The 25,390-nt window shown below is 63.0% G+C and carries 21 protein-coding genes; 11 read left to right on the forward strand and 10 right to left on the reverse strand.

Going from position 1 to position 25,390, the window contains the following annotated elements; translation table 11 throughout:
• Positions 1 to 204 precede the first annotated feature (204 nt).
• A complete protein-coding gene (locus KUV72_RS02555) occupies positions 205 to 1,611 on the forward strand; it encodes a phospholipase D family protein (protein ID WP_261317291.1) in 1,407 nt (468 codons plus the stop codon).
• 91 nt (positions 1,612 to 1,702) lie between these two features.
• On the opposite strand, the gene KUV72_RS02560 is transcribed toward KUV72_RS02555, so the two are convergent.
• From KUV72_RS02560 to KUV72_RS02580, 5 genes are all read right to left on the reverse strand, one after another.
• A complete protein-coding gene (locus KUV72_RS02560) occupies positions 1,703 to 2,140 on the reverse strand; it encodes a GFA family protein (protein ID WP_222237323.1) in 438 nt (145 codons plus the stop codon).
• 137 nt (positions 2,141 to 2,277) lie between these two features.
• Entirely contained in the window at positions 2,278 to 2,757 is a 480-nt protein-coding gene (locus KUV72_RS02565; RefSeq protein WP_222161942.1) for a peroxiredoxin, read from the reverse strand.
• A 45-nt stretch (positions 2,758 to 2,802) separates the two neighbouring features.
• Entirely contained in the window at positions 2,803 to 3,510 is a 708-nt protein-coding gene (locus KUV72_RS02570; RefSeq protein ID WP_206942935.1) for an SDR family oxidoreductase, read from the reverse strand.
• Positions 3,511 to 3,715: 205 nt separating this feature from the next.
• Positions 3,716 to 5,065 (reverse strand): MFS transporter, encoded by a 1,350-nt coding sequence (locus tag KUV72_RS02575; protein ID WP_222237324.1) that lies wholly within the window; start codon positions 5,063 to 5,065, stop codon positions 3,716 to 3,718.
• Positions 5,066 to 5,631: 566 nt separating this feature from the next.
• Complete coding sequence (locus tag KUV72_RS02580; RefSeq protein ID WP_374107041.1) at positions 5,632 to 6,387, reverse strand: murein L,D-transpeptidase catalytic domain family protein; 756 nt, start codon at positions 6,385 to 6,387, stop codon at positions 5,632 to 5,634.
• Between the two features lie 345 nt (positions 6,388 to 6,732).
• On the opposite strand from KUV72_RS02580, the gene KUV72_RS02585 reads away from it, so the two are divergent.
• The 3 genes from KUV72_RS02585 to KUV72_RS02595 all read left to right on the forward strand — a co-directional run bounded on the left by KUV72_RS02585 (position 6,733) and on the right by KUV72_RS02595 (position 11,128).
• Positions 6,733 to 8,454 (forward strand): murein L,D-transpeptidase, encoded by a 1,722-nt coding sequence (locus KUV72_RS02585; protein WP_242520866.1) that lies wholly within the window; start codon positions 6,733 to 6,735, stop codon positions 8,452 to 8,454.
• Between the two features lie 136 nt (positions 8,455 to 8,590).
• Positions 8,591 to 9,820 carry an MFS transporter gene (locus tag KUV72_RS02590; protein WP_222237325.1) on the forward strand — a complete coding sequence of 410 codons (1,230 nt, stop codon included), beginning with the start codon at positions 8,591 to 8,593 and terminating at the stop codon, positions 9,818 to 9,820.
• Between the two features lie 252 nt (positions 9,821 to 10,072).
• Positions 10,073 to 11,128, forward strand: coding sequence for a spermidine/putrescine ABC transporter substrate-binding protein (locus tag KUV72_RS02595; protein ID WP_222237326.1), 1,056 nt, complete (start codon positions 10,073 to 10,075; stop codon positions 11,126 to 11,128).
• A 199-nt stretch (positions 11,129 to 11,327) separates the two neighbouring features.
• Here KUV72_RS02595 and KUV72_RS02600 read toward each other — a convergent pair whose 3' ends face one another.
• The 5 genes from KUV72_RS02600 to KUV72_RS02620 all read right to left on the reverse strand — a co-directional run bounded on the left by KUV72_RS02600 (position 11,328) and on the right by KUV72_RS02620 (position 16,818).
• The gene (locus tag KUV72_RS02600) at positions 11,328 to 11,939 is read right to left on the reverse strand and encodes a LysE family translocator (protein WP_222237327.1); all 612 of its coding nucleotides are present in this window, start codon (positions 11,937 to 11,939) and stop codon (positions 11,328 to 11,330) included.
• Between the two features lie 124 nt (positions 11,940 to 12,063).
• The gene (locus KUV72_RS02605) at positions 12,064 to 14,403 is read right to left on the reverse strand and encodes a xanthine dehydrogenase family protein molybdopterin-binding subunit (protein ID WP_222237328.1); all 2,340 of its coding nucleotides are present in this window, start codon (positions 14,401 to 14,403) and stop codon (positions 12,064 to 12,066) included.
• Positions 14,400 to 14,903 (reverse strand): (2Fe-2S)-binding protein, encoded by a 504-nt coding sequence (locus tag KUV72_RS02610; protein WP_222237329.1) that lies wholly within the window; start codon positions 14,901 to 14,903, stop codon positions 14,400 to 14,402. Before KUV72_RS02610 ends, KUV72_RS02605 begins: the two co-directional genes overlap by 4 nt.
• 386 nt (positions 14,904 to 15,289) lie before the next feature.
• A complete protein-coding gene (locus KUV72_RS02615; protein ID WP_206942921.1) occupies positions 15,290 to 15,814 on the reverse strand; it encodes an invasion associated locus B family protein in 525 nt (174 codons plus the stop codon).
• A gap of 203 nt (positions 15,815 to 16,017) precedes the next feature.
• Positions 16,018 to 16,818, reverse strand: a complete 801-nt coding sequence (locus KUV72_RS02620) for an arylamine N-acetyltransferase family protein (RefSeq protein ID WP_222161947.1) — start codon at positions 16,816 to 16,818, stop codon at positions 16,018 to 16,020.
• A 297-nt stretch (positions 16,819 to 17,115) separates the two neighbouring features.
• Between KUV72_RS02620 and KUV72_RS02625 the strand changes: the two genes are divergently transcribed.
• The 7 genes from KUV72_RS02625 to KUV72_RS02655 all read left to right on the forward strand — a co-directional run bounded on the left by KUV72_RS02625 (position 17,116) and on the right by KUV72_RS02655 (position 25,180).
• On the forward strand, positions 17,116 to 18,624 hold the full coding sequence (locus KUV72_RS02625) for an ABC transporter substrate-binding protein (RefSeq protein WP_261317293.1): 1,509 nt from the start codon (positions 17,116 to 17,118) through the stop codon (positions 18,622 to 18,624).
• 118 nt (positions 18,625 to 18,742) lie between these two features.
• Positions 18,743 to 19,690 (forward strand): ABC transporter permease, encoded by a 948-nt coding sequence (locus tag KUV72_RS02630; RefSeq protein WP_222237330.1) that lies wholly within the window; start codon positions 18,743 to 18,745, stop codon positions 19,688 to 19,690.
• The gene (locus KUV72_RS02635; protein WP_261317294.1) at positions 19,687 to 20,523 is read left to right on the forward strand and encodes an ABC transporter permease; all 837 of its coding nucleotides are present in this window, start codon (positions 19,687 to 19,689) and stop codon (positions 20,521 to 20,523) included. Before KUV72_RS02630 ends, KUV72_RS02635 begins: the two co-directional genes overlap by 4 nt.
• Positions 20,520 to 22,007: an ABC transporter ATP-binding protein gene (locus KUV72_RS02640; RefSeq protein ID WP_222237331.1), complete on the forward strand. Its 1,488-nt coding sequence runs from the start codon at positions 20,520 to 20,522 to the stop codon at positions 22,005 to 22,007. The genes KUV72_RS02635 and KUV72_RS02640 overlap by 4 nt, the downstream gene beginning before the upstream one ends.
• A gap of 423 nt (positions 22,008 to 22,430) precedes the next feature.
• Positions 22,431 to 23,447 carry an ArsJ-associated glyceraldehyde-3-phosphate dehydrogenase gene (locus tag KUV72_RS02645; RefSeq protein WP_222237332.1) on the forward strand — a complete coding sequence of 339 codons (1,017 nt, stop codon included), beginning with the start codon at positions 22,431 to 22,433 and terminating at the stop codon, positions 23,445 to 23,447.
• Positions 23,440 to 24,684, forward strand: coding sequence for an organoarsenical effux MFS transporter ArsJ (arsJ, locus tag KUV72_RS02650; RefSeq protein WP_222237333.1), 1,245 nt, complete (start codon positions 23,440 to 23,442; stop codon positions 24,682 to 24,684). Before KUV72_RS02645 ends, arsJ begins: the two co-directional genes overlap by 8 nt.
• A gap of 142 nt (positions 24,685 to 24,826) precedes the next feature.
• Entirely contained in the window at positions 24,827 to 25,180 is a 354-nt protein-coding gene (locus tag KUV72_RS02655; RefSeq protein ID WP_222237334.1) for a metalloregulator ArsR/SmtB family transcription factor, read from the forward strand.
• Positions 25,181 to 25,390: the final 210 nt, after the last annotated feature.

The following is a 25,390-nucleotide window of genomic DNA, read 5'->3' on the forward strand; positions in this document are numbered from 1 at the left end:
TGCGGAGACATTCGCTATTCTGAGCCGATCAACACAGGACACACGGATTCCATCATGCGCGCGTGGCTTCACTCGTTCAGGGCAGGTCTGATACTGGCTTCGGCTATCACATTGACGGCGTGCAGTGGCCTTCCGTCATTGGAGGGGCGAAGCGAGACACGCTATCTGCCCACTGATGACGCACGACATACGGCACTTGGGGAAATGGTGTCCCCCTATGTCGACGCTCATCCCGGCAAGAGTGGCATCCATCCGTTGCGCAACGCCCACGACGCCTTCGCCGCTCGCCTGCTGCTGGCGGAGTCGGCTGAGCGCACGCTGGACGTGCAGTACTACATCTGGCACGACGACATCACCGGCTCCATGCTGTATCAGGCATTGCTGGATGCGGCGAATCGCGGTGTGCGTGTCCGACTGTTGCTGGATGACACCAATACGGCGGGCCTGGACGACAAGCTGGCGGCTCTGGACGCCCACCCCAGCATCGAAGTTCGGCTGTTCAATCCCTTTGTGGTGCGCTCCCCACGCCTGGTTGGCTACGTGACCGACTTTTCACGGGCAAACCGCCGCATGCACAACAAGTCGCTGACTGTAGACAATCAGGCCACCATCATCGGTGGGCGTAATATCGGTGACGAGTATTTTGGCGCGGGTGACAACGTGATGTTCGCCGATCTCGATGTGGTCGCGATTGGTCCGGTGGTCGAACAGGTGTCTGCTGACTTCGATCGCTACTGGGCCAGCCAGTCATCCTATCCGGCGAGTCGTGTCATCGATTCGGTGGGGCGTGAAGGGTTGGCGCAGCTCGAGCAGTCGCTGGCCGTCGCCATGGGCTCAGGCGATTCCAGGGAGTACCGGGAGCTTCTGGATGACAGCCAGTTCATGTCGTCGATTCGGGAGGGCAGCCTTGAGCTTGTGTGGGCCAATGCCTTGATGGTCAGCGATGACCCGGCCAAAGGGCTTGGGCTGGCAGATGACGAGGACCTGCTGACAGGGCGTATTCGCGGGTTGCTCGGGCCACCTCGCGACACCGTACACCTGGTGTCACCTTATTTCGTGCCGGTAGAGAAAGGCACTCAGATGTTCGCCGACCTTGAAGCCCGTGGGGTAGAGGTCACCATCCTGACCAATGCGCTGGAGGCCACTGATGTGGCAGCAGTGCACGCGGGATACGCCAAGCGTCGTCGTGAACTGCTGGAAGCCGGCGTCAGATTGTTCGAGTTGAAGCGTGCTCCCGATGCGCCCGGGCGCAGCGACGCGGCCGGCCCCTTCGGCAGCTCCGGCGCCAGCCTGCACGCCAAGACCTTTGCAGTAGATGGGGATCGTCTGTTCGTCGGCTCGTTCAATTTCGATCCACGTTCTGCGAGGCTCAACACCGAGCTGGGCTTTATCATCGAGAGTCCCGAGCTCGCCCAGGAGATGGAGCGCGTGTTCAACACTGACGTGCTGGACAACGCCTATGAAGTGAAGCTGGACGAGGACGGCAGCATGTACTGGCTCGAGCGCACCCCGGAAGGGGTGGTGCGTTACGAGGGCGAGCCGAATGTCGGAGTGTTGCGACGTGCGGCAGTGTCGCTGATCTCGATCTTGCCGGTGGAGTGGATGTTGTAACGGCACTGTGGCTGGATAGCGTTTGACCGGCACCAACGGCCAGCACCCTGCTGGCCGTTGGCGTGAAGGGACTCCGCGGTAGGGACGTCATTCAGCCATCGCCGCCGAAGGCGTCAAATACCTCCTGGCCGGTCATGTCCTGAGTCTGGTTGCCAAAGTGGTACCAGGCTGGCTTCTGGTCGATGAAGATCTGGTGGTCGAAGTGCCAGTCCTGTCCCTGATCGATCAGCCCCGCCGGGATCGCGTAGTGCTGACCGTCTTTCAAACGGTAGAAGAGGTGGGTGCCGCAATGCCGACAGAAAGCGCGCTCGGCCCACTCCGAGGAGGCAAAGACGGTGATGGCGTCTTCTCCTTCCAGCTCGATGGGGCCGGCTGGCTCCACGGCGAACAACGGACCACCGCCCCAGACTCTGCACATCCGGCAGTGGCAGGCGGCCACCTGGTAGGAGGTCAGTGGCACCGTGAGCGTCACGGTACCGCACAGGCAGCTGCCACTGACGCGGTGGGATGGCGTTGATGCGGTATTCATGTCACGTGCTCCTGCAGGCGGGATGCCTCAAGCCTAGCAGAAGCACGAGGTGGGGCACGTCTGGACCGACGTCGAAATGCGGACGCCTACCGGCCATGAGAGCTGGCCTGCAAGCGCAGGCACTTTTCGTACAAGCCCTAGAGTGAGGCCAGCACGGTATCGGCGCTCGACGCCTCAATCACGCCGCGCTCGGTATCCACGCCCAGATATTGCACCACGCCGTCGTCGACGATCATGGCGTAGCGCAGGCTGCGCACGCCCATTCCGGCGCCGCTGGCGTCCTTGTCCATGCCGATGGCTCGGGTGAAGTCTGCATTGCCGTCGGCAAGCATCGTCAGCGCCTGGGCATTCTGATCCTGCTGCCAGGCGCCCATGACGAAGGCGTCGTTCACCGACAGGCAGGCAACGGCGTCCACCTTCTCCAGCAGCTTGTCGGCATTGACCACGAAGCCAGGCATATGGGTGTTGGAGCACCCGGGGGTGAAGGCCCCAGGAACGGCGAACAGAACCACCTTGCGTCCGTCAAACACGTCGCGGGTAGAGATGGCTTCCGGCCCCTTGGCGCCGTTGGTGTAGAGCGTCACATCTGGCAGGCGATCGCCGATGGCAATGGTCATGAAAGTACCTCAGGTCAGGGAAGTAAAAGGGGGATGCAGGGACCGTCAATCAGCGTCCGTGATGTCGTCCTGCAGAGGTGGGGTGGGACGCACGAGAATCTCGTTGACGTCCACGTGGCGCGGCTGGGAGATCGCGTACATCACGGCGTTGGCCACATCGCGGTCTTCCAGCGCGTACTCCGGCGGTTCGTCGAAAAATGGGGTGTCGACCATGCCGGGTTCTATCAGCGTCACGCGTATACCGCTGCCGCGAAGCTCCTCGCGCAGGTTGTAACCGATACCTGAAACGGCCCACTTGGTCGCCCCGTACATGGAGCCAGGAAGGGTGGTTCTGCCTGCCGCAGAGCCGGTAAGAAGCAGGTGGCCCCGGCTGCGCCGCAGGGCCGGGAGGCAAGACTGTATGGTCAGCCCAAGCCCGTACACGTTGGTCATCAGCATGGCCTTCCACGTTTCCGGGTCTGCCGAGCTGAAGCCGCCAGGTGAGCCACCTCGGCCCGCGTTGGCAAATACCGCATCGATGCGGCCAAAGCGCTCCAGCGCTTCCTCGACCATCATCTTCTGGGCCTCGGGATCGGTCACGTCCATGCCAACGGTCAATACATTTTCGGGGCCCAGCTCCTGAGCAAGGGCCGTCAGGCTTTCCTGGGAGCGGGCTGCAAGGACCAGATGATAGCCTTCCCTCGATGCCGCTCGTGCGGTGGCAGCGCCGATGCCGCTGGACGCTCCGGTGATCAGCAACACTCCTTCTCGCATCGCATCCTCCTGGTGGCTCGGCTCCAATCGCGTCGGTGCTCGTTTCAGCATGCGTGGCTCCGGCGCATGTTGCAAACCTCTGGGCACAGGGGACGTCTTTCAAGGGCAAGCGCAAGGACCAGAAGACACAGCAAAAGCCCGGCGCAAGGCCGGGCGGTCATGCAGTGACGTTGGCCGCGCCTCCAGGCGGGCGGGCCGGGACGACTCAGCGTAACGACAATGCGCTGCCACGCTCGCCCTGGGCAGCGTCCTCGTAGGCTGCCGCTTCCTCGGCCTCCACTTCGGGGCTGAACCTGACCAGCAGGGCGCACAGGGCGGCCAGGATCACTGCGGCGCCCAGGTAAAACAGGCCCTGCTGATAGCTGATCGTCTCGGAGCGAAACAGGAATCCCGCGGCCACGGCGCCCGCATTACCACCAGCACCGACGATCCCCGCCACTGCGCCAAGAGCACGCCGATTGATGAAAGGCACCACGCCGAAGGTGGCACCCTCGGCCATCTGCACGAACAGGCTGAATACCAGCATCATGCCGATGGCCAGTGCCAGCACGTGCATCTGGGAGAAGAACATCAGCGCCACGCCCTCGCACAGCAGCGCGATGAAAAGCCAGCGAACCCGGCCCTTCAGCCCTGCGTTGCGCGCAAACAGATCCGAGAAGATACCGCCCATGGTACGTGCGAACAGGTTCATCAAGCCGAACAGGCCGGCGATCATGCCGGCGGTGGCCAGCGTCAGGTCGAAGTTATCGAAGAAGTAGATGGCGGCGATGTTGTTGATGGTCAGCTCCACGCCGAAGCAGGCCGCGTAGACAACGAACAGTGCCCATACGCGAATGTCTCGAGCGGCGGCGCCGAAGGTGCTGGCCATGCTGCCTTCTCCCGACGCTTCCTCCAGTTCACCGCGGGCACGTAGCTCCTTGAAATTGCCGTCGGGGGCATCCTGGGTAAAGCGGTAGTAGCAGAGTCCAGCGATAAACATCACTACCCCGGGAACGACCATGGCCAATCGCCAGCCCATGGTCTCGCTGACCCCCAGCATCAACAGCCCAGAGAAGATCAGCGGCATCAGGATCTGGGTGGTGCCGCCCCCCAGGTTGCCCCATCCGGCAGAGGTGGCATTGGCGGTGCCGACCACGTTGGGAGCGAACATCACCGATGTGTGGTACTGGGTGATGACAAAGGAGGCGCCGATGGCGCCAATGGCCAGTCGTGCCAGCAGAAAGGACTCAAAGCTGTCGGCGAAACCAATGCTCATCACTGGCAGGGCGCCGAGGCATAGCAGCCAGGTGTAGGCCAGCCGAGGGCCAATGCGATCACACAGAACGCCAATGGCCAGCCGGACAATGACCGTGATGGCGACCGAGGCAATGATCGTATTGCCTATCTGGGTCTTGGTCAGGCCGAGGTCGTCTCTGACCACCGCCATCAGCGGGGCGATGCCAAACCAGCCGAAAAAGCAGAGATGGAATGCGAACCAGGAAAAGTGGAAGGCTCGCATTTGCGGAGTCGAGAAAGAAAACAGGCGGATCCTGTTGGCCTTGTGGCGCAGATTCATGGAACAGTCCTCCAGGGTGGACGAACACGCGAACTTGTTTGGCCTTCGCCATTGAAGGTCGGGTCCGACGCACTCGTACCCCCGAGGGGTCTGGTCCACGTCCGGCACACACTGGTTGATGCGAAGCAAGTGAAATGCCGGTGAAGGATAAGCACAGCCTAATCAGTCGTTTGTGGTTTTTTGCGCTCGTGGCGTGCAGGGGTGTGGCGACCCGCGGTGCATCGATGCGGTGCATCATTAGCCGTCATGCATGGTCGGAGTGCGCCTTGCGGGTGCCCCCCAGCGGGATGCTGTGCGCCCTTGAGCCGAGCCTTTACCGCACTCGCCATGACGTAGATGTTGCTCGGCGAGATGCCATGGTCGCTGTTGGCTGCAGTGGGGTAGAGGAGGTAGAGCAGGGGTGAGAAGGAAAAGGGGAAAAGGAGAAAAGGAGGCTAGGGAAGGGAGAGCTGAAGAGGCATAGCGCTTCAGGTCGAGGTGGGTGTCACGTGGGATACGTGGGTCTGTGCGCTATCGAGAGCCACGGCACGGAGGCTCCGTGCCGTTGTCATCCTGGGCAGGCGTCATCAGCGCGACAGCGCAGCGACTTGCTGATCTTGACGTGGGCAGCGCAGGTAGGCGGAGCTGTTCAGCCAACGCTGGTCCGGATAGTAGGTGAACAGATACTGGTTGTCGCGAATACTGTTGATCAGCGGCACGGCGACCTCGTTGCGGACTGCCGGGCAGCCGTGGCTGCGACCGATTCGACCGGTTCGCTCAATGAATTCCTGGCTGACGTAGTCGGCACCGTGCATGACGATGGCGCGGTCGTAGGCGTTGTCGTTGACCCCCGGCTCCAGTCCTTCCAGGCGCAGGGAATAGCCATTGCTGCCGACATAGCTGTTCATGGTGCGAAACAGTCCGATGCTCGACTGATAGCTTTCGGGAATGTTCGAGAACATGCTGGCCACGGCGTCGCCAGAGTTCTTGCCGTGGCTCACCCATTCGCGAAAGATCAGGCGGGGCTGCTTCAGGTCGAAGACCCATAGTCGGCGTTCGGTGGACGGCAGCGAGAAATCGATCACGGCCAGGCGCTCTGCATCAGGATCAGCGCAGTTGATGGCGCGAGCGGCGAGACTTAGAACCCCCGGGTTGGCCTTGGGTGCCAGGCGCGCCAGGGTCTGCTCGAGGGAGTTGTGGTTCCAGTGGTCCTCCCGGGTGGCGTCGCGAATAAAATCCTGAGCGCTGGCAGGAGCCGCAAAAATGGCGCACAGGGTCAATACTAGAGCATGGGTGAGACGTGTCTTCATGCGATGGTAGGGGGCTGAACAATGGGTCGACATGCTCATCAAGGCTCCGAGGACATACAGTGGCGTCGGTGGTGATCGTAGCTCGCTGTTCTGCTGCAGGCGTCGTGACAGGAGCCAAGAGACAAAGGCTGCGGTGGCCGGCCATGGCCTCGGTGCATTGCGCTATCTCAAGGCGACACGCCATCGCTGTCGCAGCGTCGCAAGGTGTCATGACGTAAGGTCGTGTAAGCGGTACGCTTAACTTTATGACGATACGCTGTCGTCGTGACACATGCTGTAAAACAGGTCGGGTCGGTGGAATACCGTACCGACGACTCTATTATGACAATACCGCCCGGGATGGCCAGTATTGACGTCAAGTTGCAGGGAGTTCAGGTCATGTTTAACCCAAATGTGGTACGGCGGCTAATGCCAGGGAAGGGCATTGCCGCAGCACTTTGTTACGCCATGCTGGTGTCTCCGGCGTGGGCGGCAGTAGACGGTGATGATGGCACCGGCGAGACGGGTCCTGCCGCGACGGGACTTTCGTCGGCATCCTCCACGGCGGAAGGGGGAAGCGTCGAGGAAGCGTTGCAAGATGTCGGCGGCGTAGTGCCAGGCCCACTTGCGGGCCGCCTGATCGGCGCATCCGAGATGGCCCAGCGCTTCTATGGACTGCGTGGCCAGCGCGCTGTGTGGACGGATATGGAGCGGGTAGATGCCCTGGTCGCGGCGCTGGAAGACCTGGATGACGATGGCCTGACGCCGCAGGATTATGCGCCGGCGGCATTGTTGAGTCAGGCTCAGTCCAGTGACCTGTCTACGCCGGGGGCCTTTGAGGTCAAGGCAACCGAGACGCTGCTGGCAGCCATGGCGCACCTGCAGCGAGGCAAGGTCGATCCGCTGAGGATCGATAACGACTGGGAAGTGGACGTCGATCCCCCTGCCTTTGACCTGGTGAGGCTTTCCCGTGAGCTGGACCGCGGCGATGTTGCTGCCGCCCTCGAGATGGCACGCCCTCCGTTCGAGCCCTACCGTCAGCTGCGCTCGGCTCTGGCGCGCTACCGCAACATCGAGCGCTTGGGAGGCTGGCCGCTCTTGCCTGCACGGGAAACGCCGCTGCGTCCGGGAGACCGGGACGCTGATGTGGCGCTGTTGAGGCAGCGCCTGGCGATGATCGGTGAACTGGAAGTGATGGCGGCAGATACTGCCCACTACCCGCAGCTTGATCTGCAAGCGCCCGAGGCGGAAGTCTACGACGAGCCCCTGGCCGCAGCGGTGCGTCGCTTCCAGCGGCGTCATCTGTTGACCGATGACGGGGTGGTCGGACCGAATACCCAGGCCGCGCTCAACATGACCGTGGGCACCCGCATTGACCAGATTCGCGCCAACCTGGAACGGGCACGCTGGCTGCTGCATGGCTTGCCTGAGTCCTTCGTGCTGGTGGATATCGCGGGGTATCGGCTGAGTTACTTTCGTCCCGATGGCAACGTCTGGCGATCTCGCATCGTCGTGGGTCAGCCCTACCGTCGGACGCCGACCCTGCGCTCCGAGATCACTCACCTGACCCTCAATCCGACCTGGACAGTGCCTCCCACCATCTATCGTGAGGATATCCTGCCCAAGGTGCGGCGCGACCCAGGTTATCTGGCGAGCCGGGACATGGTGGCCCTGTCTTCCTCCGGCCAGCGCCTTGACCCCTATTCCGTGAACTGGTCGAGCCCCGGTGGAGTGATGCTGCGCCAGGGAGCTGGACCACGCAATCCGTTGGGTCGGGTGGTGATTCGCTTCCCCAATGACCATCTGGTCTACCTTCACGACACCCCTTCACGGGGGCTGTTCAACCGTACCCAGCGGGCCTTGAGCTCCGGCTGTATTCGGGTGGAAGGGGTGGCTGAGCTCGCCCAGCTGTTGTTTGATGACTCCAATACGTCGGCTAGCGTCAGCCGCCTGATCGGCGATGGCAAGACCCGCAATGTGTCGTTACAGAGACGTATTCCCGTGGTGCTCAATTACTGGACCGTGCAGCCGGAGGCCGATGGCCACCTGGCCTTCAGGCCCGATATCTATAACCGTGATCGTGCAGTGGTCACGGCACTCGATGCTCCGGTGGTGCTGTAGCGGCCCTGCGCACACATCGTCTGTTGCCGGCCCCTTGGGCGTGTTTCCGCGTTTCTCGGGGCTCGGCAAAAGGTGTATTGCAGTGACTTGTTAGACGGGTAATGATCTGGGTTCACCCGTCGACGAGTCCTGTTTCATGTCTTTCCCACGTCTGCCCGCCTCCAGCCTGTGGTTGATTGTCAGCGGCTGTGTCTTGCTGATGATGTCCTTTGGGCTGCGCTCGAGTTTTGGACTCTTCGTCTCGCCGATCACCGAGGCCAACGGTTGGGGCCGAGATACCCTGGGGTTGGCCCTGGCGATTCAGAATCTTGCCTGGGGTGTCATCGCGGTGCTGGCCGGCGGGCTGGCCGACCGTTTTGGCAACGTCAAGGTGCTGATCGGCGGCAGCGTGTTGTATGCCGCGGGCATGTGGATGACCGCAGGCGTATCCGAGGTGTGGGCGCTGCACACGGGGACCGGGCTGCTGGTAGGCGCAGGAGTGGCAGGCACTGCCTTCGGTATCGTGCTGCCTGCCTTGGCAAGAGCGGTGGCTCCCCATCAGCGTCAGCTGGTGCTGGGCGTCGGTACCGCAGCAGGGTCCATGGGACAGTTCTTGCTGGTACCGGTGGCCCAGCAGTTGATCGGTGCCTTTGGCTGGGCTGGGGCGCTGCATGTCATGGCGCTGATGGCCCTGGCCATGGCGGTGCTGGCCATGCCTCTGGCCTCGTCCCGGGCCACGTCCGCCGCCGCCCAGGTCAGCCCAGAGCTTGCCGAGCGTGACTTCCGCGCCACCCTGGGGCTGGCGCGGGGCCACCTTTCCTACTGGTTGCTGACCATCGGCTTCTTTGTCTGCGGCTACCATGTTGCCTTTATTACGGTACACATGCCGGCGTTCCTGACCGATGCAGGCTTCGCACCTGAGGTGGCTGCCTGGTCCATTGGCCTGATTGGCCTTTGCAATGTGGTGGGATCGCTGGCCTCGGGCATGTTGTCGGGCAGGTTCACCATGCGCGGCGTGCTGATCACCATTTACGCAGGTCGAGCGGTGGCAATCACGGCGTTTATGCTGCTGCCGCTCAGCTTGGGGTCGGTGTGGGTGTTCAGCTGCGTCATGGGACTGTTGTGGCTGGCCACGGTGCCTCCCACCACGGGTCTGGTGGCGACCATGTTCGGTACCCGATATATGGCTACCTTGTATGGAGTGGTCTTTCTCGGTCATCAGGTCGGCAGCTTCTCGGGAGTATGGCTGGGCGGGTGGCTGTACGAGGCGACCGGAAGCTATGCAGGCTTGTGGTGGAGTGGTGTGGCCATGAGCCTTGTCGCCATGGCGTTGCACTGGCCCATTCGCGAGAGCGCCGCCCAGCCGCGTGCGGCAACCGCCATCTGAGAGTAGCTGCTGAGTGTAGCTGCGTAGCAGGGGCCGAATCCGGCCGGGCAAGGAGAGAGAAGGAGAGGCCAGTGCCCGAGTGCCGTTGTCGTTATCAGAGAATTCGTGAAGACTGATATACCGCAGGGGTTCGGCGGTGCAGTATAACGTTGACGATGCAGTGGATATGAGGCGGCGTCCTCGATCTTCGACGCTGCCATCTGCCACACCTTGATCTGTACACCTCACCTTGAATAACAACGAGGCAATATCATGCAGCGATGGATAGCACTGGCGGCCTTGGGCCTGGCAAGTACTGGAGTGATGGCGCAGGACAATGACAAGCTGTACCTGTTCAACTGGACGGAGTACATGGATCCGGCCCTGATCGAGGCCTTTGAGCAGGAGTTCGAGGTCGAGGTCGTGCAGAACTACTTCACCTCCAATGCCGAGATGTTCTCCAAGCTGGCCGCCGGCGGTGACGCCCAGTATGACGTGGTGGTGCCGACCGACTATTACGTGACGCGACTGATCGATGCGGGACTGGTGCGGGAGTTGGATGATGAGCGCATCCAGGGGCGTGAGCACTTGATGGAGGCCTTCCGTCACCCCTCCTATGACCCCGACGAGCGCTACAGTGTGCCCTACCTGTGGGGCGTCACCGGGATCGTCTATGACACTCGGGTGTTCGAGGAGCTGCCGACGTCATGGAGCGTGCTGTTCGACCCGGCGGTCAACCCGGATCAGCCTTTCGCTCTGCTGGGCGGTGATCCTCAGGTGTCGTTGGGTATGGTCTGTGCCTACCAGGGTGCCGGTTTTGACTGTACCGGCAAGGAGGCCTGGATCGACGCCGCCAAGCTCGCCGGTCAGACCCTTGAACGTGACAACTTCACGGGCTTTGTCGATAGCACGGCGGCAGTGGAGCAGGTCGCTCGCGGCGTCAGCGCCATTGCGGTGACCTACAGTGGGGATGTGGATTACCGCAAGGCGGACTCCCCCGAGATCTACGGCGACCTGGCCTTCTTCGCACCGGAAGAAGGCGCTCAGCTGGGCGTGGATACCTTCGTGGTACCCGCGCGAGCCCCACATCCCGAGCTTGCCGAGGACTTCATCAGCTTTATGATGCGTCCGGAAAACGCCGCCAAGGCAGCCAACTACGCGTACTACAGGACGCCGAATGAAGCCGCGCTGCCGATGGTGGATGAAGCGCTGCGCGAGGTGTCCCAGCTGGATGCGACGGCCAGCGACCACCTCGTGACCACTCCCTTGATCGAAGGTGAGTCATTGACGATGCTGCAGCAGCTATGGACCGAGGTGCGCTCACGCTGAGGTATTTCTGGGGAGCTGCCTGCAAGCGCCTGTGCTCGTCGATTGCTCGGTTCGGACATGGAGGAGGCTAGCGCCCAGAACGTCTGGGGCGCCGCCTCCTATACAGCCATCTTGCGACTGCCTGGCCTTGATGCCCTCGTGGCAGCCCTGGGACACAGTTCCGGCAAACGTCACGAGGGCGACGGCAGCGGCCTCTCCGTTATCTTTCCACCAGAGCCAGCTTGGCACTCAAGGCAACGAAGGTCCCCGCGAACAACCGCCGAAAGGCAGTCATTACTCCAGGACGTTGCTCGACATGGTGTCTGATCCAGGCGGCCCCCAGCCCGTAGGCTGAAAAGACCATAAGGGTCATCAGCATGAAGATGCCTCCGAGGCCGAGCATCTGTTCGAACACGCTATCTCCAGCGGTGATGAACTGCGGCAGAAAGGCCAGGAAGAAGACCGACAGTTTGGGGTTGAGGACATTGATCACGGCACCGATGATACCGATTCTGACAAGCGATAGCTGGCACGGGGACTGGCCGGAGAGTTCCAGGGCACCCCCCTGTTTCAACAGGCAAAGGGCCATGTAGAGCAGGTAGATCACGCCGAGGATCTTGAGCACGGAAAAGGCCAGGGCGCTGGTATGCAGGATGGCGGCAACGCCGGTGATAGCAGCAACCAGGGATGGCACAATGCCGAGTGTGCAGCCAAGCGCTGCGGCCAGGCTAGCCTTCTCACCCCGCTCGAGACCGGTCGCCAGGGTATAGATGACCCCTGTGCCGGGGACAAGCACTACGACAAGACTGGTAAGCAGGAAGTCGATCGACATCCAGACGCTCCTTCATCCGGTGGGCGTTGACGGCAAGCAGGCCGCCAGGCGACCCTTTAAAGGTAGTCTGGCCGCTCGCTTTTTTCTGGAAGTTTCCGCGCAAGGGGCTCGCTTCAGGTTGCTGTCAGCCCTTCAACTGGTTGCCCACGGGCAGGGTCCTGATGCGCTTTCCGCTGGCGGCGAAGATGGCGTTGGTCAACGCCGGAGCCACCGGTGGGAGGCCTGGCTCGCCCACTCCGCCCATGGGCGCATCGGGGTTGTCCACCAGATGTACTCGCACGTCCCGCGGCGCATTGGACTGGCGTGGCAGCAGATACTGGTGGAAGTTGTCCTGCTCGATACGTCCGTCCCTGGCGCTGATCTCGTTGAGCAGGCCAATGCCGATCCCCATGACCACCGATCCCTCCATCTGGGCGCGGATACGCTCCGGGTTGACCCTGGGGCCACAGTCGAAGGCCACGTCGGCCTGATGAATGATGACGCTGCCCTGTTCGCTGACCTCCACCTCCAGCACGATGGCCGTGTAGGAGCAGAAACTGTGGTGCACCGCCAGGCCCTGGCCGCGTCCCTCGGGCAGTGACTTGCCCCAATCGGCTTCCTCTGTCACTCGTTCAATGACCCCACGCAGGCGTCCCACGTCGATGGTGTAGCGTTCCGGGTCCTCTCCATAGTTCCAGCTGGCGCCGACCGACATGGGATCGATCTGGCGTGCCGGGCCCAGCAACTCCAGCAGGTAATCGCGATGGTCACGACCCGCACTGGCGGCCAGTTCAGCGACGAAACTCTGGATGGCGAAGGCGTGGGGCAGGTTGACCACCGAGCGGAACCAGCCGATGCGTTTGTGGGCCGGCGCTTCACCGTTTTCCAGTGACAGGTGGGGGATGTCGAAGGGCAGCGGGGTCAGGCCCATGCCGAGTTCGTAGGTCGCCTTGTACTTGGGATCTTCCTTGAAGATCGACATGATGGTCGGCGCCAGCGTGCGATGACGCCAGCCCTGAACCTTGCCGTCGGCGTCCAGTCCGGCCTCAAGCCGGTCGACGGACAGGGCGTGGAAGTAGGTATGGTGCAGATCGTCCTCGCGGGTCCACTGGAGCTGCACCGGACGGCCGTCGAGGGCGCGGCTCAGGTGGGCGGCCTCGACCACGAAGTCCGGCTTTGCCTTGCGTCCAAAACCGCCGCCCAGAAGCGTCTGATGCACACTGACGTTGGCGCCGTCGATGCCGAGCTGCCTGGCCACTTCGTCCCTGGCGCTCTGGGGATCCTGTACCGGAGCCCAGGTGTCGGCCGCTCCATCGACGACCCGGGCGATGGCCACAGGTGGCTCCATGGTGGCGTGGGCCAGGTGTGGCATGAAGTAGGTGGCAGTGTGGCGCGACTCAGTGTCGGCCAGCGCCGTCTCGATATCACCGCTGGCCCTGAGCACCTTGCCGGGGGAGCCGGCACGTTCCTCCAGCATCTGGCGATAGCGATCGGTATCGTAGCTGGCGTTAGCCTCGACGCCGTCGGTGTCCCACTCGATCTTGAGCGCCTTGCGTCCTTCGATGGCGGCCCAGGTGTTGCTGGCAATGACGCCGACCCCGCCGAGGGGATGGAAGGCCGATGGCTGTGACGTACCGTCGAGGGTGACGGTCTTGATCACACCCGGGATCTCCAGGGTGGCGCTGTCGTCGACGCTGGCGACCCTGGCGCCCAGCACGGTGGGCCGGGCGATCACCGCATAGGCCATGTCGGGCAGCCGGACATCGCCGCCGTAGACGGCCTTGCCGGTCACGATATCTTCTCCGTCAACGGCGGGGGCGCGCTCGAGCTGGTCAGGGTCGCCATCGTGGCTCGGCCCCATCGACTTGCCTATCCATCGCCACTCGCTGGCAGGCTTGAGGGTGAGGCTATCCCGCGCGGGAAGGTCCAGCTCGCGGGCGGCGGCGGCCAGCTCGCCGAAACCAAGTTCGCGACCGCTGGGCCTGTGGATCACGACATGGACGCCTGCTCGGCACTCGTCCGGGGGAACGTCCCAGCGTGCTGCCGCGGCCTGTTCGAGCATGGTGCGAGCCGCTGCTGCAGCCCGGCGCATGGGGTCGAACCAATGGCGCATGCTCCGCGAGCCGTCGGTGTCCTGGTTGCCAAATCGCTCGGAGTCCCCCGGGGCCTGCAAGGCCTTGACCCGGCGCCAGTCGGCACCCAGCTCGTCGGCGGCCACCATCACCAGGCTGGTGCGGATGCCCTGTCCCATTTCGGCGCGGTGGTTGGTCACGCTGACACTGCCATCGTCATCGATCTGGATAAACACATTGGGATTGTCGACCCAGCCGTAGGGCATCGCGGCGGCGCCGTATTGCTGCTCGTCGGCGGACAGGGCGAGGTCCCAGCGAGCCGCCAGTACCAGGGCGGTGCCTGCCGACAGCCCTTGCAGAAAGCGGCGGCGCGAGACGTTGGCCAATAGCAGGGTCGCGGTGGTCTGGTTCATGCCTGCCCCCTCTCGTTGCGAGACGCCTGGGCTGCTTGTTGAGGGGAGCCGCTGTCGGCGGCCCGGTGAATGGCCGTGCGAATGCGGTTATAGGTACCGCAACGACAGATGTTGCCGCCCATGGCGCTGATGATCTCGTCGTCTGAGGGGCTGGCGTTGTCCTTGAGCAGCGCGGTGGCGCTCATGATCTGGCCCGCCTGACAATAGCCGCACTGGGCGACGCCTGCGTCCAGCCATGCCTTCTGTACCTCGCGACCGACCGGATCGGTGGCCATGGCTTCGATGGTGGTGACCTGCTTGTCCACCGCAGCAGACAACGGGGTGACGCAGGAGCGCACCGCCACCCCATCCAGGTGTACGGTGCAGGCGCCGCACAGGCCCATGCCGCAGCCGAACCTGGTGCCGGTCAGTGCGACCACATCACGCAGCGCCCACAGCAAAGGCATCTGTTCAGGAAGATCCAGCGAGTGTTGCTCGTCATTGATGGTCAGGGTAATCACGGTCTTCTCCTCGGCGTCTTGTTATGGCGTCTTTTTTTGGCGTCTAGTAATGGCGCCTCTTTAAGGCGTCACGGAGGGGATCAGACAACGCCTCCAGAGGAACAGGATAGGCAAGATTCCGCTGATGTTTTGTGCCACTTTCGCTCAAAAAAAGGGCGCAATGACCGCCATGTTCAGGAAAGTTCGACGAGCCTGGGCGCGGAGGGGCCATGAAGATGGCAAGGCGAGCGCGCGACGGGGTCGCAGCAAGTCGGGGAAAAGCATGCGCTCAGCGGCGGACGTAGCGCGACGGAGTGATCGAGCGGGGAGGGTGGCCCGGCACATCACCCTGACACCAGAGTGATGTGCCGTGTCGATCGATTGGCCCCATAGATCGGGGCGGGCAATCAGTTCTGGTCGACGCGGTCCTTGGCGGCGCTGAAGCCCATCAGCGACACGTTCAGATCCTGGCGCTGTCCACGCGGGTTGACGATGCTGACGGTCGCCGAGTTACCGGCCTTGAGCTGGTTCAGCAGCTGCGGCTGGAGAGGAATATCGGCGCGGCAGCCCTGCGGCACGCAGACCTGATACGGCATGCCAACGGGCTGGTTGGAGTCGACCTGGAGCTGCAGACCGGGGGCCAGACGCACGCCCAGGGGCACCAGGAAGGTCATGGCGGAGCTATCCAGCTGCGCAGGGTTACCCACAACAACGCGCAGGACGGGCTCCCCGTCGGCGCCATCGACCAGCTGGGTCATGGAGCAGGCGCCGTCAGCACGATTGACCGGGCAATTGACTTCCCAGGACTGAAACGTCTCGGTGTTGACGGCGGGTCCGGCGTTGCCGGTGCTCTGGGCCGCGGCCAGGGGAGACAGGGCCATCAGGCTGAGGGCACCGGCGGTACGCAGTCCGGACGCGAGGCGATTGAACATAGAAGGCAGGCTCCTTTCCAAATCCATTGGCAAACAAAGGGTCGGGGCATAGTTCAACACGGAATGCCCCCCGTTGGCGACTGCTGCGAGGGGGCAGCGTGATGAAAAACAGGGAGGTGCGCCGAATAAAGGACAATGTGCTGGAAACGACAGCGAGGTTTGGCCGGGTGCCACCGCACCTGCTGGACATGAGCAGCGTCGGTTCAGGGCGGTAACGGCGCCAAGGCCTCGTATTCAGCGTCCAGCTCGATACCAAAGTGTTGGCTCAAGGCGGACAGGTAGTCCTCGCCAGCCGCCACGGTGGATTCGTGAAGGATGCCGTGTCGATGTTCCCGCAGGTTGAAGTTCGACAGGGTGACCAAGCCCTCCTGAGTGACAAGGGACGCCATCCGTGAGGTGGTGAAATGCAGTCCCGGCCAGGTCGAGGTGAAGTGATTGGCGATCTGAATATCGCCGGCGCAGACGGTCGACAGGTCGCTACTGTAGAGGTCCACCCACTGGCCATCGATCCGTGACTGCAGCATCACTCCAAACTGGGGGTCCTCGAGCAGGCGCAGGGACTGGTCACCGTGCTGTTGGGTCAGGCCAGGCTCCAGGCGGATGGGCGCCCTGGGGGTATTGGCGCCAAAGCCGGTATCCACCAGCCATTGCTGCTTGCCCAGCGAGACCAGGGCCAACTGGTGGCTGCGCCCTGTCGGAGCCCCTGAAAGGTGGACTCGCGCCAGTATTGCTCGGGCGCGGAACCCGCAGGCGTGAAGTGCCATCAGCAGCAGGCCGTTGAGCTCGAAGCAGTAACCTCCCCGGGGCTGATGCACCAGCTTGCGGACGATGGCATCTGTGCTGACGTCGACGCCACGGCCCAGGCAGATATCGAAGTTTTCAAAGGGCAGGTGGGTCACCTGGGCTCGCTGGATGTCGGCCAGGAAGTCTTCCGTGGGGGAAGCGCTGGATGTCAGTCCCACTCGGTCGAGGTACTGGTCCAGTGGAAACTGGCCGGGGTTCATGTGCTATCCGTCATCGTTGAGGGTAGTGCCTCAGCCTAGCGCTCCCCGAGACGCCCTGCTATGTGAAGTCTTGTGCTGCTTCGGGCGTTCGCCAGGGGGCGTCTGCTGCGTTGGATGCTATGTGCCCGTGGACAAATCTCACCGTGGACTTCTGTCAATCCTCTTAATGTTATAACATCGCGAAAATTTTTGGCCTGCAAACACGAAGAGGACGCATTTATGCTGCGGAGTTCACGATGGAAGGAGGGGCGAAAGCCTGTTCTCAAGATGCTGGCTAGTGCCGGAAAGGCCTCAGGCTTGCTCGCCGCCAGCCTGTCTGCGGCTGCGCTGAGCACGGCTCAGGCGGCCGATGGCCGGGTGGATGTAGTAGCTCCCTGGGAAGTGGGCAGCATTGAGCCCACCCAGTCGGGCCATATCTTTGGCCGGATGGAGGTGGGCGAGACGCTGGTCGATGTTGCCCTTGACGGTGAGTTGATCGCTGGCCTTGCCACCGACTGGCAGGTCGATGACAGCGGCCTCGAGTGGCGCTTCCGTCTGCGCCAGGGGGTGGAGTTTCATGATGGCAGTCCCATGACACCGGAGACCGTGGCGCAGTCCCTTGAGCGCACTCTCGGTGAGCCGGGGGTGCTGTCTCAGGCGAACATCAGCCAGGTGGTTGTCGACGAAGACGAGCTGGTATTGACGTTGGATGCCCCCTACGGCGCGCTACCTGCCTTGCTGAGTCATTACTCCACCCAGATTCTTGCGCCATCTGCCTATGACCAGGACGGGCGGGTGGTGGCCTACGTGGCCACTGGCCCCTACCAGGTAGCGACCGTCGAGACACCACAGCGCCTGACCACCACTCGCTTCGAGGCGTACTGGGGAAAACCACCGAGTATCGCCGAAGCCAGCTATCTGGCGGCGCCACGAGGTGAAACACGCTCGCTGATGGCACAGTCGGGCGATGCGGATATCGTGCTGACCCTGGATGCTGCCAGTCAGGCGAGGCTGAGCCGTGCGCCCAACGTCGAGGTCATGGCGGTGCCGATTCCTCGCACCGTGTTGCTGAAGCTCAACGCTGCGCGTTCTGGCCTGGATTCCCCTGAGGTGCGTCGGGCCGTCAGCATGGCGATCCAGCGTGAGGGCATTGCTCGGGGCATTCTGCGCAGTGACGATGCCATGGCCAATCAGATGATGCCGCCGGGCGTGGCGGGCTGGCATCTGGACGGACTTGCCCCCTTGACGCAGGACCTGGACGAGGCGCGACGGCTGCTGGCGGAGGATGGCTGGACCCCAGGTCAGGATGGCGTTCTGACTCGAGACGGCGATAGGCTGGCGCTGACGCTGACGACCTTCTCCGATCGCCCCGAGCTGCCCTTGATCGCTACGGCGCTGCAGGCTCAGCTCGCAGAGGTGGGGATCGAGGTGACCGTGGATGTCGCCAATTCCAGCGAGATTCCTTCCCGCCACCATGACGGCAGTCTCGACATGGGGCTGATGGCACGCAACTTCGGTCTGGTGCCCGATCCCTTGCCCATCATGCTCCAAGACTACAGTTCAGGCCAAGTCGGCGGAGACTGGGGGGCGATGAATTGGTCCAGTCGTACCCTTGACGAGCTGCTCGGCGAGATGCAGGCGGCCACCGATGGCGCTACCCGGGAAGCGCTTGCCGGTCAGGCGGCTGAGGTACTGCATCGGGAGCTGCCAGTGATTCCGATCGCCTGGTACGTGCAGACCGCCGCCGTCAACGCAGATCTTGAAGGGTTCGAGCTGGATCCGTTTGATCGTAGCTATCGCATCAGCGAGTTGGAGTGGGCTCAGTGATAGTGAGTAAACCGCTTGACCTGCCCGCCGTGTCGCTGGGCCCGGTCTCGATCTTCGCCGAACCGACACGCTTCGCCGATCCAATACGCTTTGCTGGGCCACTGCGGGGAGGTGCTTGATGGGCAGAGCGATTCTCTCGCTGCTGGGACAGCGACTGGTACAAGCAGGGCTGGTGGCCTGGGTCGTAGGGAGCCTGACGTACCTGTTGACGCGGGCCCTGCCTGGCGACATGAGCTTTCGGATTGCCGCAGGACGCTACGGCTATGAGCAGGTCAACGCCGAGGCCGCGGCGGCCGTTCAGCAGGAGCTGGGCCTTGATCAGTCACCGCTGGCGGCCTATTTCCAGTGGCTCATGGATCTTGCCTCCTTCGATCTTGGCCGCTCTCTGGTCAGCGGTGAAACGGTTGTGCAGGAGCTGTCTCACCAGCTTGGCCACTCCCTGTCCCTTGCCCTGACGGCGGTGGTCATGGCGTTGGTGCTGGGCCTGCCACTGGGGCTGGCCAGCGGGTTGCGCCCCGGGCGCTGGCTCGATCGAGTCAGCCTGGCGCTGGCGCTTGGCCTGCGCTCGCTGCCGCCCTTTGTCGTCGGCATTGCACTGGTGGTGCTGTTCTCGTTGACCCTGCACTGGTTGCCCGCTGCTGGCCACGGCAGCCTTAGCCACCTGTGGCTGCCGTCGTTGGCGCTGGGGCTTGGTCTCGCCGCGGTATCGAGCCGCGTGGCGCGCAACGCGATGGCCGATGTCGCTGGCTCCGACTACTACGCGTTTTCACGACTCAAGGGACTCAGTGGGTGGCAGACCCTGCGCCGGCATGGCCTGCGCAACCTGAGTGTCCCTGTGGTGGCGTTTCTCGGCGTGCAACTGGTGTATCTGATCGAAGGCGTGGTGGTGATCGAGTCACTGTTTGCCTGGCCTGGCATCGGTCATGCGCTGGTCCATGCCGTGGTCGCTCGCGATGTGCCGATGATTCAAGGTACCGCTCTGGTGCTGGGCCTGGGCTTTGTGCTGCTCAACACGCTGGTGGATATCGCCACCTTGTTGCTGGACCCGAGGAGGCGGCTGGCATGAAGACATTGACGAGACAAGGTCCCATGACACCGCTGCTGGCGCTCCGTCGTCGTTTGCCGGCGTCGCGGATGCTGGGGTTGTGCCTGCTGGTCGGGCTGATGCTGTTCGGTTGGGGCGTCCCGCTGCTGGGCGATGCTGATCCCTATGCTCAGGATTTGATGCACACTCTCGACGCCCCGGGAGCTCTGCATCTGCTGGGTACGGACCACCTTGGGCGAAGCTTGCTGGCACGCACCGCCGAGGCGGTCCGCCTGTCGCTGGGCCTGGCGTTTCTGAGCGTGGCCAGCGCGGTCACGATCGGGCTGGTGCTTGGCGTGGCCGCCGGCTGGCGCCAAGGGTGGAGCGATCGTCTGCTCGGCGCCCTGGCCGACTGTGTGCTGGCCTTGCCTGGCCTGCTGCTGGTGCTGATGTTGGCGGCCATTGCTCCTGGCAGCTTCTGGACCCTTTACCTGGGGATCTCACTGGTGCTGTGGGTCGAGGTGTTTCGCCTGGTGCGCAGCGTGACCCAGGGCCTGATGGCCTCGCCGCAGGTGCAGGCCTCACGGCTGCTCGGGTTCGGTCGGGTGTATCTGTTCCGCCGTCACCTGTGGCCTGCACTGCGGCCTCAGGTCATGACTCTGGCTGCCTTTGGTGCGGCCACCGCGATCCTGGCGGTGTCGTCTCTGGGGTTTGTCAGCATCGGGCTGCGGCCACCCACGGCGGAGCTGGGGCTGATGATGACCGAGCTCTTTCCGTACTACCAGGAAGCGCCCTGGGCCCTGGCTCAGCCGGTACTGGCGCTGTTCCTGATGGTGCTGGGATTCATTCTGCTGGCAGGGGAGGAGCCGAAATGAGCACCATGATGACGGTCAAGGAGCTGTGCGTCACCACCGCTGGGGATGCCCCGGAAGTGCTGCTCGAGCCGATCTCGTTTGCGCTGAAGGCCGGCGAGCCATTGACCTTGATCGGCCAGACCGGTTCAGGCAAGAGCCTGCTGGCCCAGGCCTTGATGGGTAACCTGCCGGGCAGTCTCGAGGTGTCGGGAGAGGTGTGGGTGGATCAGCAGGATGTCCTGAGCCTGCCACTGTCCGAGCGGCGTCGCTGGTGGGGGCGTCGGCTGGCCATGCTGCCCCAGGAGCCCTGGAGTGCGCTGGATCCGATCATGGCGATTGGCGAGCAGATCGGTGAAGGGCATCGGCTCGTCGGCGGACTTACGACCGTCGAGGCCGAGCAGGCCACGCGTCGAGATCTTGCCCATCTGGGGCTTGAGGACAGCTACGCGCGGCTGCCGATGCAGATGTCGGGAGGCATGGCCCAGCGTGCCGCCTTCGCTGCGGCGAGAACCGGTAACGCCCCGATCGTGATCGCCGATGAGCCGACCAAGGGCCTGGATCGCGGCCGTCGTGACGAGGTGGTGGCGTTGTTGCGGGAGGCGTTGGGCAGCCATGGCGCGCTGCTGACCATTACCCACGATTTCGAGGTGGCGCGTCAGCTCGGGGGCAAGGTCATGATCCTGCGCAAGGGGCGCTGCCTGGAGCAAGGAGATGCCGATAGCGTGCTGAGCCAACCCACCAGCGGCTATGGCCGCGAGTTGATGGAGGCGCAGCCGGAACGCTGGCCGGAAGCGACAGCCGCGCCAACCGACCCGCAGCGCAAGCAGGCTGCCATCGAGCGCTCAGCTCCAACGCTCTCGTGCACGCCGCCGCAGGGGGCCGTCCTCAGTGCCAGTGCCTTGGGCAAGTCGAGAGGGGGGCGCGTGCTGTTCAAGGACCTGAATCTGGCGTTTCGCCGAGGCGACGTCGTCGGAGTGAGCGGCCCCAGCGGCAGCGGCAAGAGCAGCCTGGGGGATGTGCTGCTGGGGCTGGTGGCACCGGATGAGGGCGAGCTTTGGCGTGATCCTTCGGTGCAACCGAGCCGTTTTCTCAAGCTGTACCAGGATCCTCCTGCAGCCTTTGCACCGTTCTGGACAATGGGCACGCTGATCGACGACGTGTGCCGACTGCACCGCCTCGACAGCGCAAGAGTCGCCCCGATGCTTGAACGACTGGGGCTGGCGCCGGCGTTGCTCGATCGCCGGCCAGGCGAAATGTCGGGAGGAGAGCTTCAGCGTTTTTCCATCCTGCGTGCCCTGCTGCTGGACCCCGTCTTCCTGTTTGCCGACGAGCCGACGTCGCGTCTTGACCCGGTGACCCAGCGCGAGACGGTGGCGCTGTTGGTCGAGCTGGCCAAGGAGCGTGACTGCGCTCTGCTGCTGGTCAGCCACGACGAGGCCCTGGTGGCCAAGAGCTGTGACCGTATCGTCAGTCTTGAGCAGGCTGTCACGTCCAGGGCGGTCTGACCGTCACACCCGACCGTACGCCCGAAGGCCTTCCGGATGGAGGCTTTCGGGCAGTCTAGGTCATGCTTGTCTGGCACCTATTCTCTCGGCCTTCTTGGCTCTCTCGGTTCTCTTGTTCCTCTCGGTCCTCTCGGTCCTCTGGGTCCTCTCAGTCCTCTCAGTCCTCTCGGCGCCTTGATCTCCTCACTCCAATCCCCAGCGCGAAAGCGCCACCGTCATATCGACGGTACGCACAACGTTCATGGGATTGACATCTTTGTCTCGTATATATGGAATTTCATATATGCTGGCGGCTACACGACGATATCCAACGTACCGATTGGCCGCTATTGCGGTGACACGCCGCAATGATGCAGCGGTCTAGGTTATCCAATCGGAGGCCAGTACGGCGTTACGATTCATGATGACAAGGGGGGAGTTACCATGACACTCAAGATCGGCATCAATGGCTTCGGCCGTATTGGCCGGCTGGTGGTGCGCAGCCTGTGGCCGCGCATTGTCAGCGGCGAGGTGACCCTGGTGAGGGTCAATGACCCGGGCGGGGATGCGGAGACCTTTGCCCATCTACTGGAATTCGACTCGGTACATGGACATTTCTCTCCGGGTGCGGGGGTCCTGGGGCAGGAAGACGAATTGCGTCTCGATGGACGCCCGGTGGCCTTCAGCCGCGCGCCGACACCCCAGCAAGCCGACTGGTCCGGTTGCGAGGTGGTGGTGGAGTGCTCGGGCAAACACAAGACGCGGGACATGCTCGACGCCTATCTCGCCCAGGGCGTCGCGCGGGTGGTCGTCAGTGCGCCGGTCAAGGAGCAGGGCGTTCTCAACGTTGTCATGGGCGTCAATGATCACCTGTACCAGGCGGACCGTCATCGCATTGTGACGGCGGCCAGCTGCACCACCAATTGCCTGGCGCCAGTGGTCAAGGTGGTGCTCGAGCGATTTGGCATTCGCCATGGCAGCATGACCACCGTGCATGACATCACCAATACCCAGACGATTCTGGACGCCCCTCATAAGGATCTGCGCCGGGCGCGTGCCTGCGGCATGAGCCTGATCCCCACCACGACGGGCTCGGCCAAGGCCATCACCGCGATCTTTCCCGAGCTGGAAGGAAAGCTCAATGGGCACGCCATTCGCGTGCCGCTGGCCAATGCCTCGCTGACGGACATGGTGTTTGAGCTGGAGCGAGCGGTGACCGTCGAGGAGGTCAACGACGCACTCAGGGAAGCGGCCGAGGGACAGCTGAAAGGCATCCTGGGGTATGAAGAGAAGCCTCTGGTGTCCATCGACTATCGCACCGACCCGCGCAGCTCGATCATTGATGCGCTGTCGACCATGGTGGTCAACGGCACCCAGCTGAAGCTCTACGCCTGGTACGACAACGAGTGGGGATACGCCAACCGCACCGCGGAGCTTGCCTTGAAGGTGGGACGTGGCTGATTCGCTGCTGTCTCGGCTGAGAGCGCTGCCGTTCGAGGTTCGCCAGTATCTGCTGATCACCGGCAACTACTGGGCCTTTACCGTGACCGACGGCGCCCTGCGCATGCTGGTGGTGTTGCACTTTCACCAGCTCGGATATTCGCCTCTGGAAGTCGCCCTGCTGTTCTTGTTCTACGAGGCCTTCGGCGTGGTGACCAACCTGGTGGGGGGCTGGCTGGGCGCTCGCCTTGGGCTCAATCGCACGATGAATCTTGGTCTGGGGCTCCAGATCGTGGCGTTGGCCATGTTGATGGTGCCTTCAAGCGCCTTGACCGTTGCCTGGGTGATGGCGGCTCAGGCTCTGTCAGGCATCGCCAAGGACCTCAACAAGATGAGTGCCAAGAGTGCGGTCAAGGTGCTGGTGCCGGCAGGGCAGGGGGACAGCGACTCTGCCCTGTATCGCTGGGTGGCGCTGCTGACCGGGTCCAAGAACGCGTTGAAGGGGGCAGGCTTCTTCCTGGGGGGAGTGCTGTTGACGCTCATCGGTTTTCGCGGCGCGGTGAGCACCATGGCAGTGGTGTTACTTGCCGTGCTGGGGCTGTCGCTGCTCAGGCTAAAGGCCGACCTGGGGCGCTCGACGCGCAAGCCAAAGTTCACCGAGATATTCTCTGCCTCCCGCGCCATCAACGTGCTGTCGGCGGCGCGTCTCTGTCTGTTTGCCGCTCGTGACGTGTGGTTTGTGGTGGCCTTGCCGGTGTTTTTGTACGATCAGCATGGCTGGAGTCACTGGACCGTAGGGGGCTTGCTGGCCATCTGGGTGATCGGTTATGGCGGGGTGCAGACCCAGGCACCCCGGTTGACGAGGATGGTGACCCTTGGGCAGCGCTGGACAACGGTGCTGTGGGCCCTGGTGCTGGCAGCTTTGACTGCTGTGCTGGCGCTGCTGCCGCTGGCCCAGGTGGGCTGGCTGGTCGCTGGATTGCTGCTGTTCGGTGTGTTGTTTGCCATCAACTCAAGTTGGCACAGTTATCTCATCGTGCATTACGCCCGGGCCGACGGCGCCTCCATGGACGTGGGCTTCTACTACATGGCTAACGCCATGGGCCGTCTGTTGGGTACGCTGTTGTCGGGCTGGCTGTACCAGGTGCAGGGGCTTTCGGCCTGCCTGTGGGTAGCGGCGGCACTGGTACTGGCCAGCGCCTTGATGGCCTTGGCGCTGCCTGACAGAGGCAATACGGCAGGCGTGGCCGCGGCATGATCGGGCGTGGTCGGGCGCGCTTCAGAGGCCGAGCGTAGCCCCATGCCAGCGATGGGCACATCGCTGACCGTCATGCACGTATCACCGACATCAGCGCCTGAAAGGAGCGTGTTCTGGACCGCATTAGCCATCAGGAGAAAGGATGACGTCGCTTGATCCCCTTAGCCTCTACAAATGTCTGTCGGAGGAAACCCGTCTGTCGGTGATGTTGCTGCTGCTTGCTGAGGGCGAGCTGTGTGTCTGCGAAATGACCGCCGTCCTCCAGCTCTCCCAGCCCAAGGTGTCCCGGCACCTGGCCGAATTGCGTCGCTGTGGTTTACTGGCCGATCGTCGCGAAGGCCAGTGGGTTTACTATCGGTTGAGCGATGACCTGCCCAAGTGGGCCATGACCTGCCTGAGGGCCGGTTATGAAGGGCGGCAGCCAGCGATGAACGCCCTCGGGGCGAGGCTGGCATCCATGGGAGACAGGCCCCAGCGGCGCGAAAGCTGGTGTTGATGGGGGTTGACGATAGGTGATGACGGTGGATGAAAGCGGATGTCAATGCAGGATGACGGGGCCATGTGGACGACCGGAGATGCGAGTTAGCCGTCAGGCATGACAGAAAAGACGTCATTGACTGACTCCTTTGTCAGCGTCCGCGCCTACACTGTGTAGTGGACCTGGCATGTTAATTTTCACGCTAATCAATTAACATGCTGCCCACTT

The sequence above is a fragment of the Halomonas sp. DP4Y7-1 genome (assembly GCF_019800705.1).
Lineage (GTDB): Bacteria > Pseudomonadota > Gammaproteobacteria > Pseudomonadales > Halomonadaceae > Halomonas > Halomonas litopenaei_A.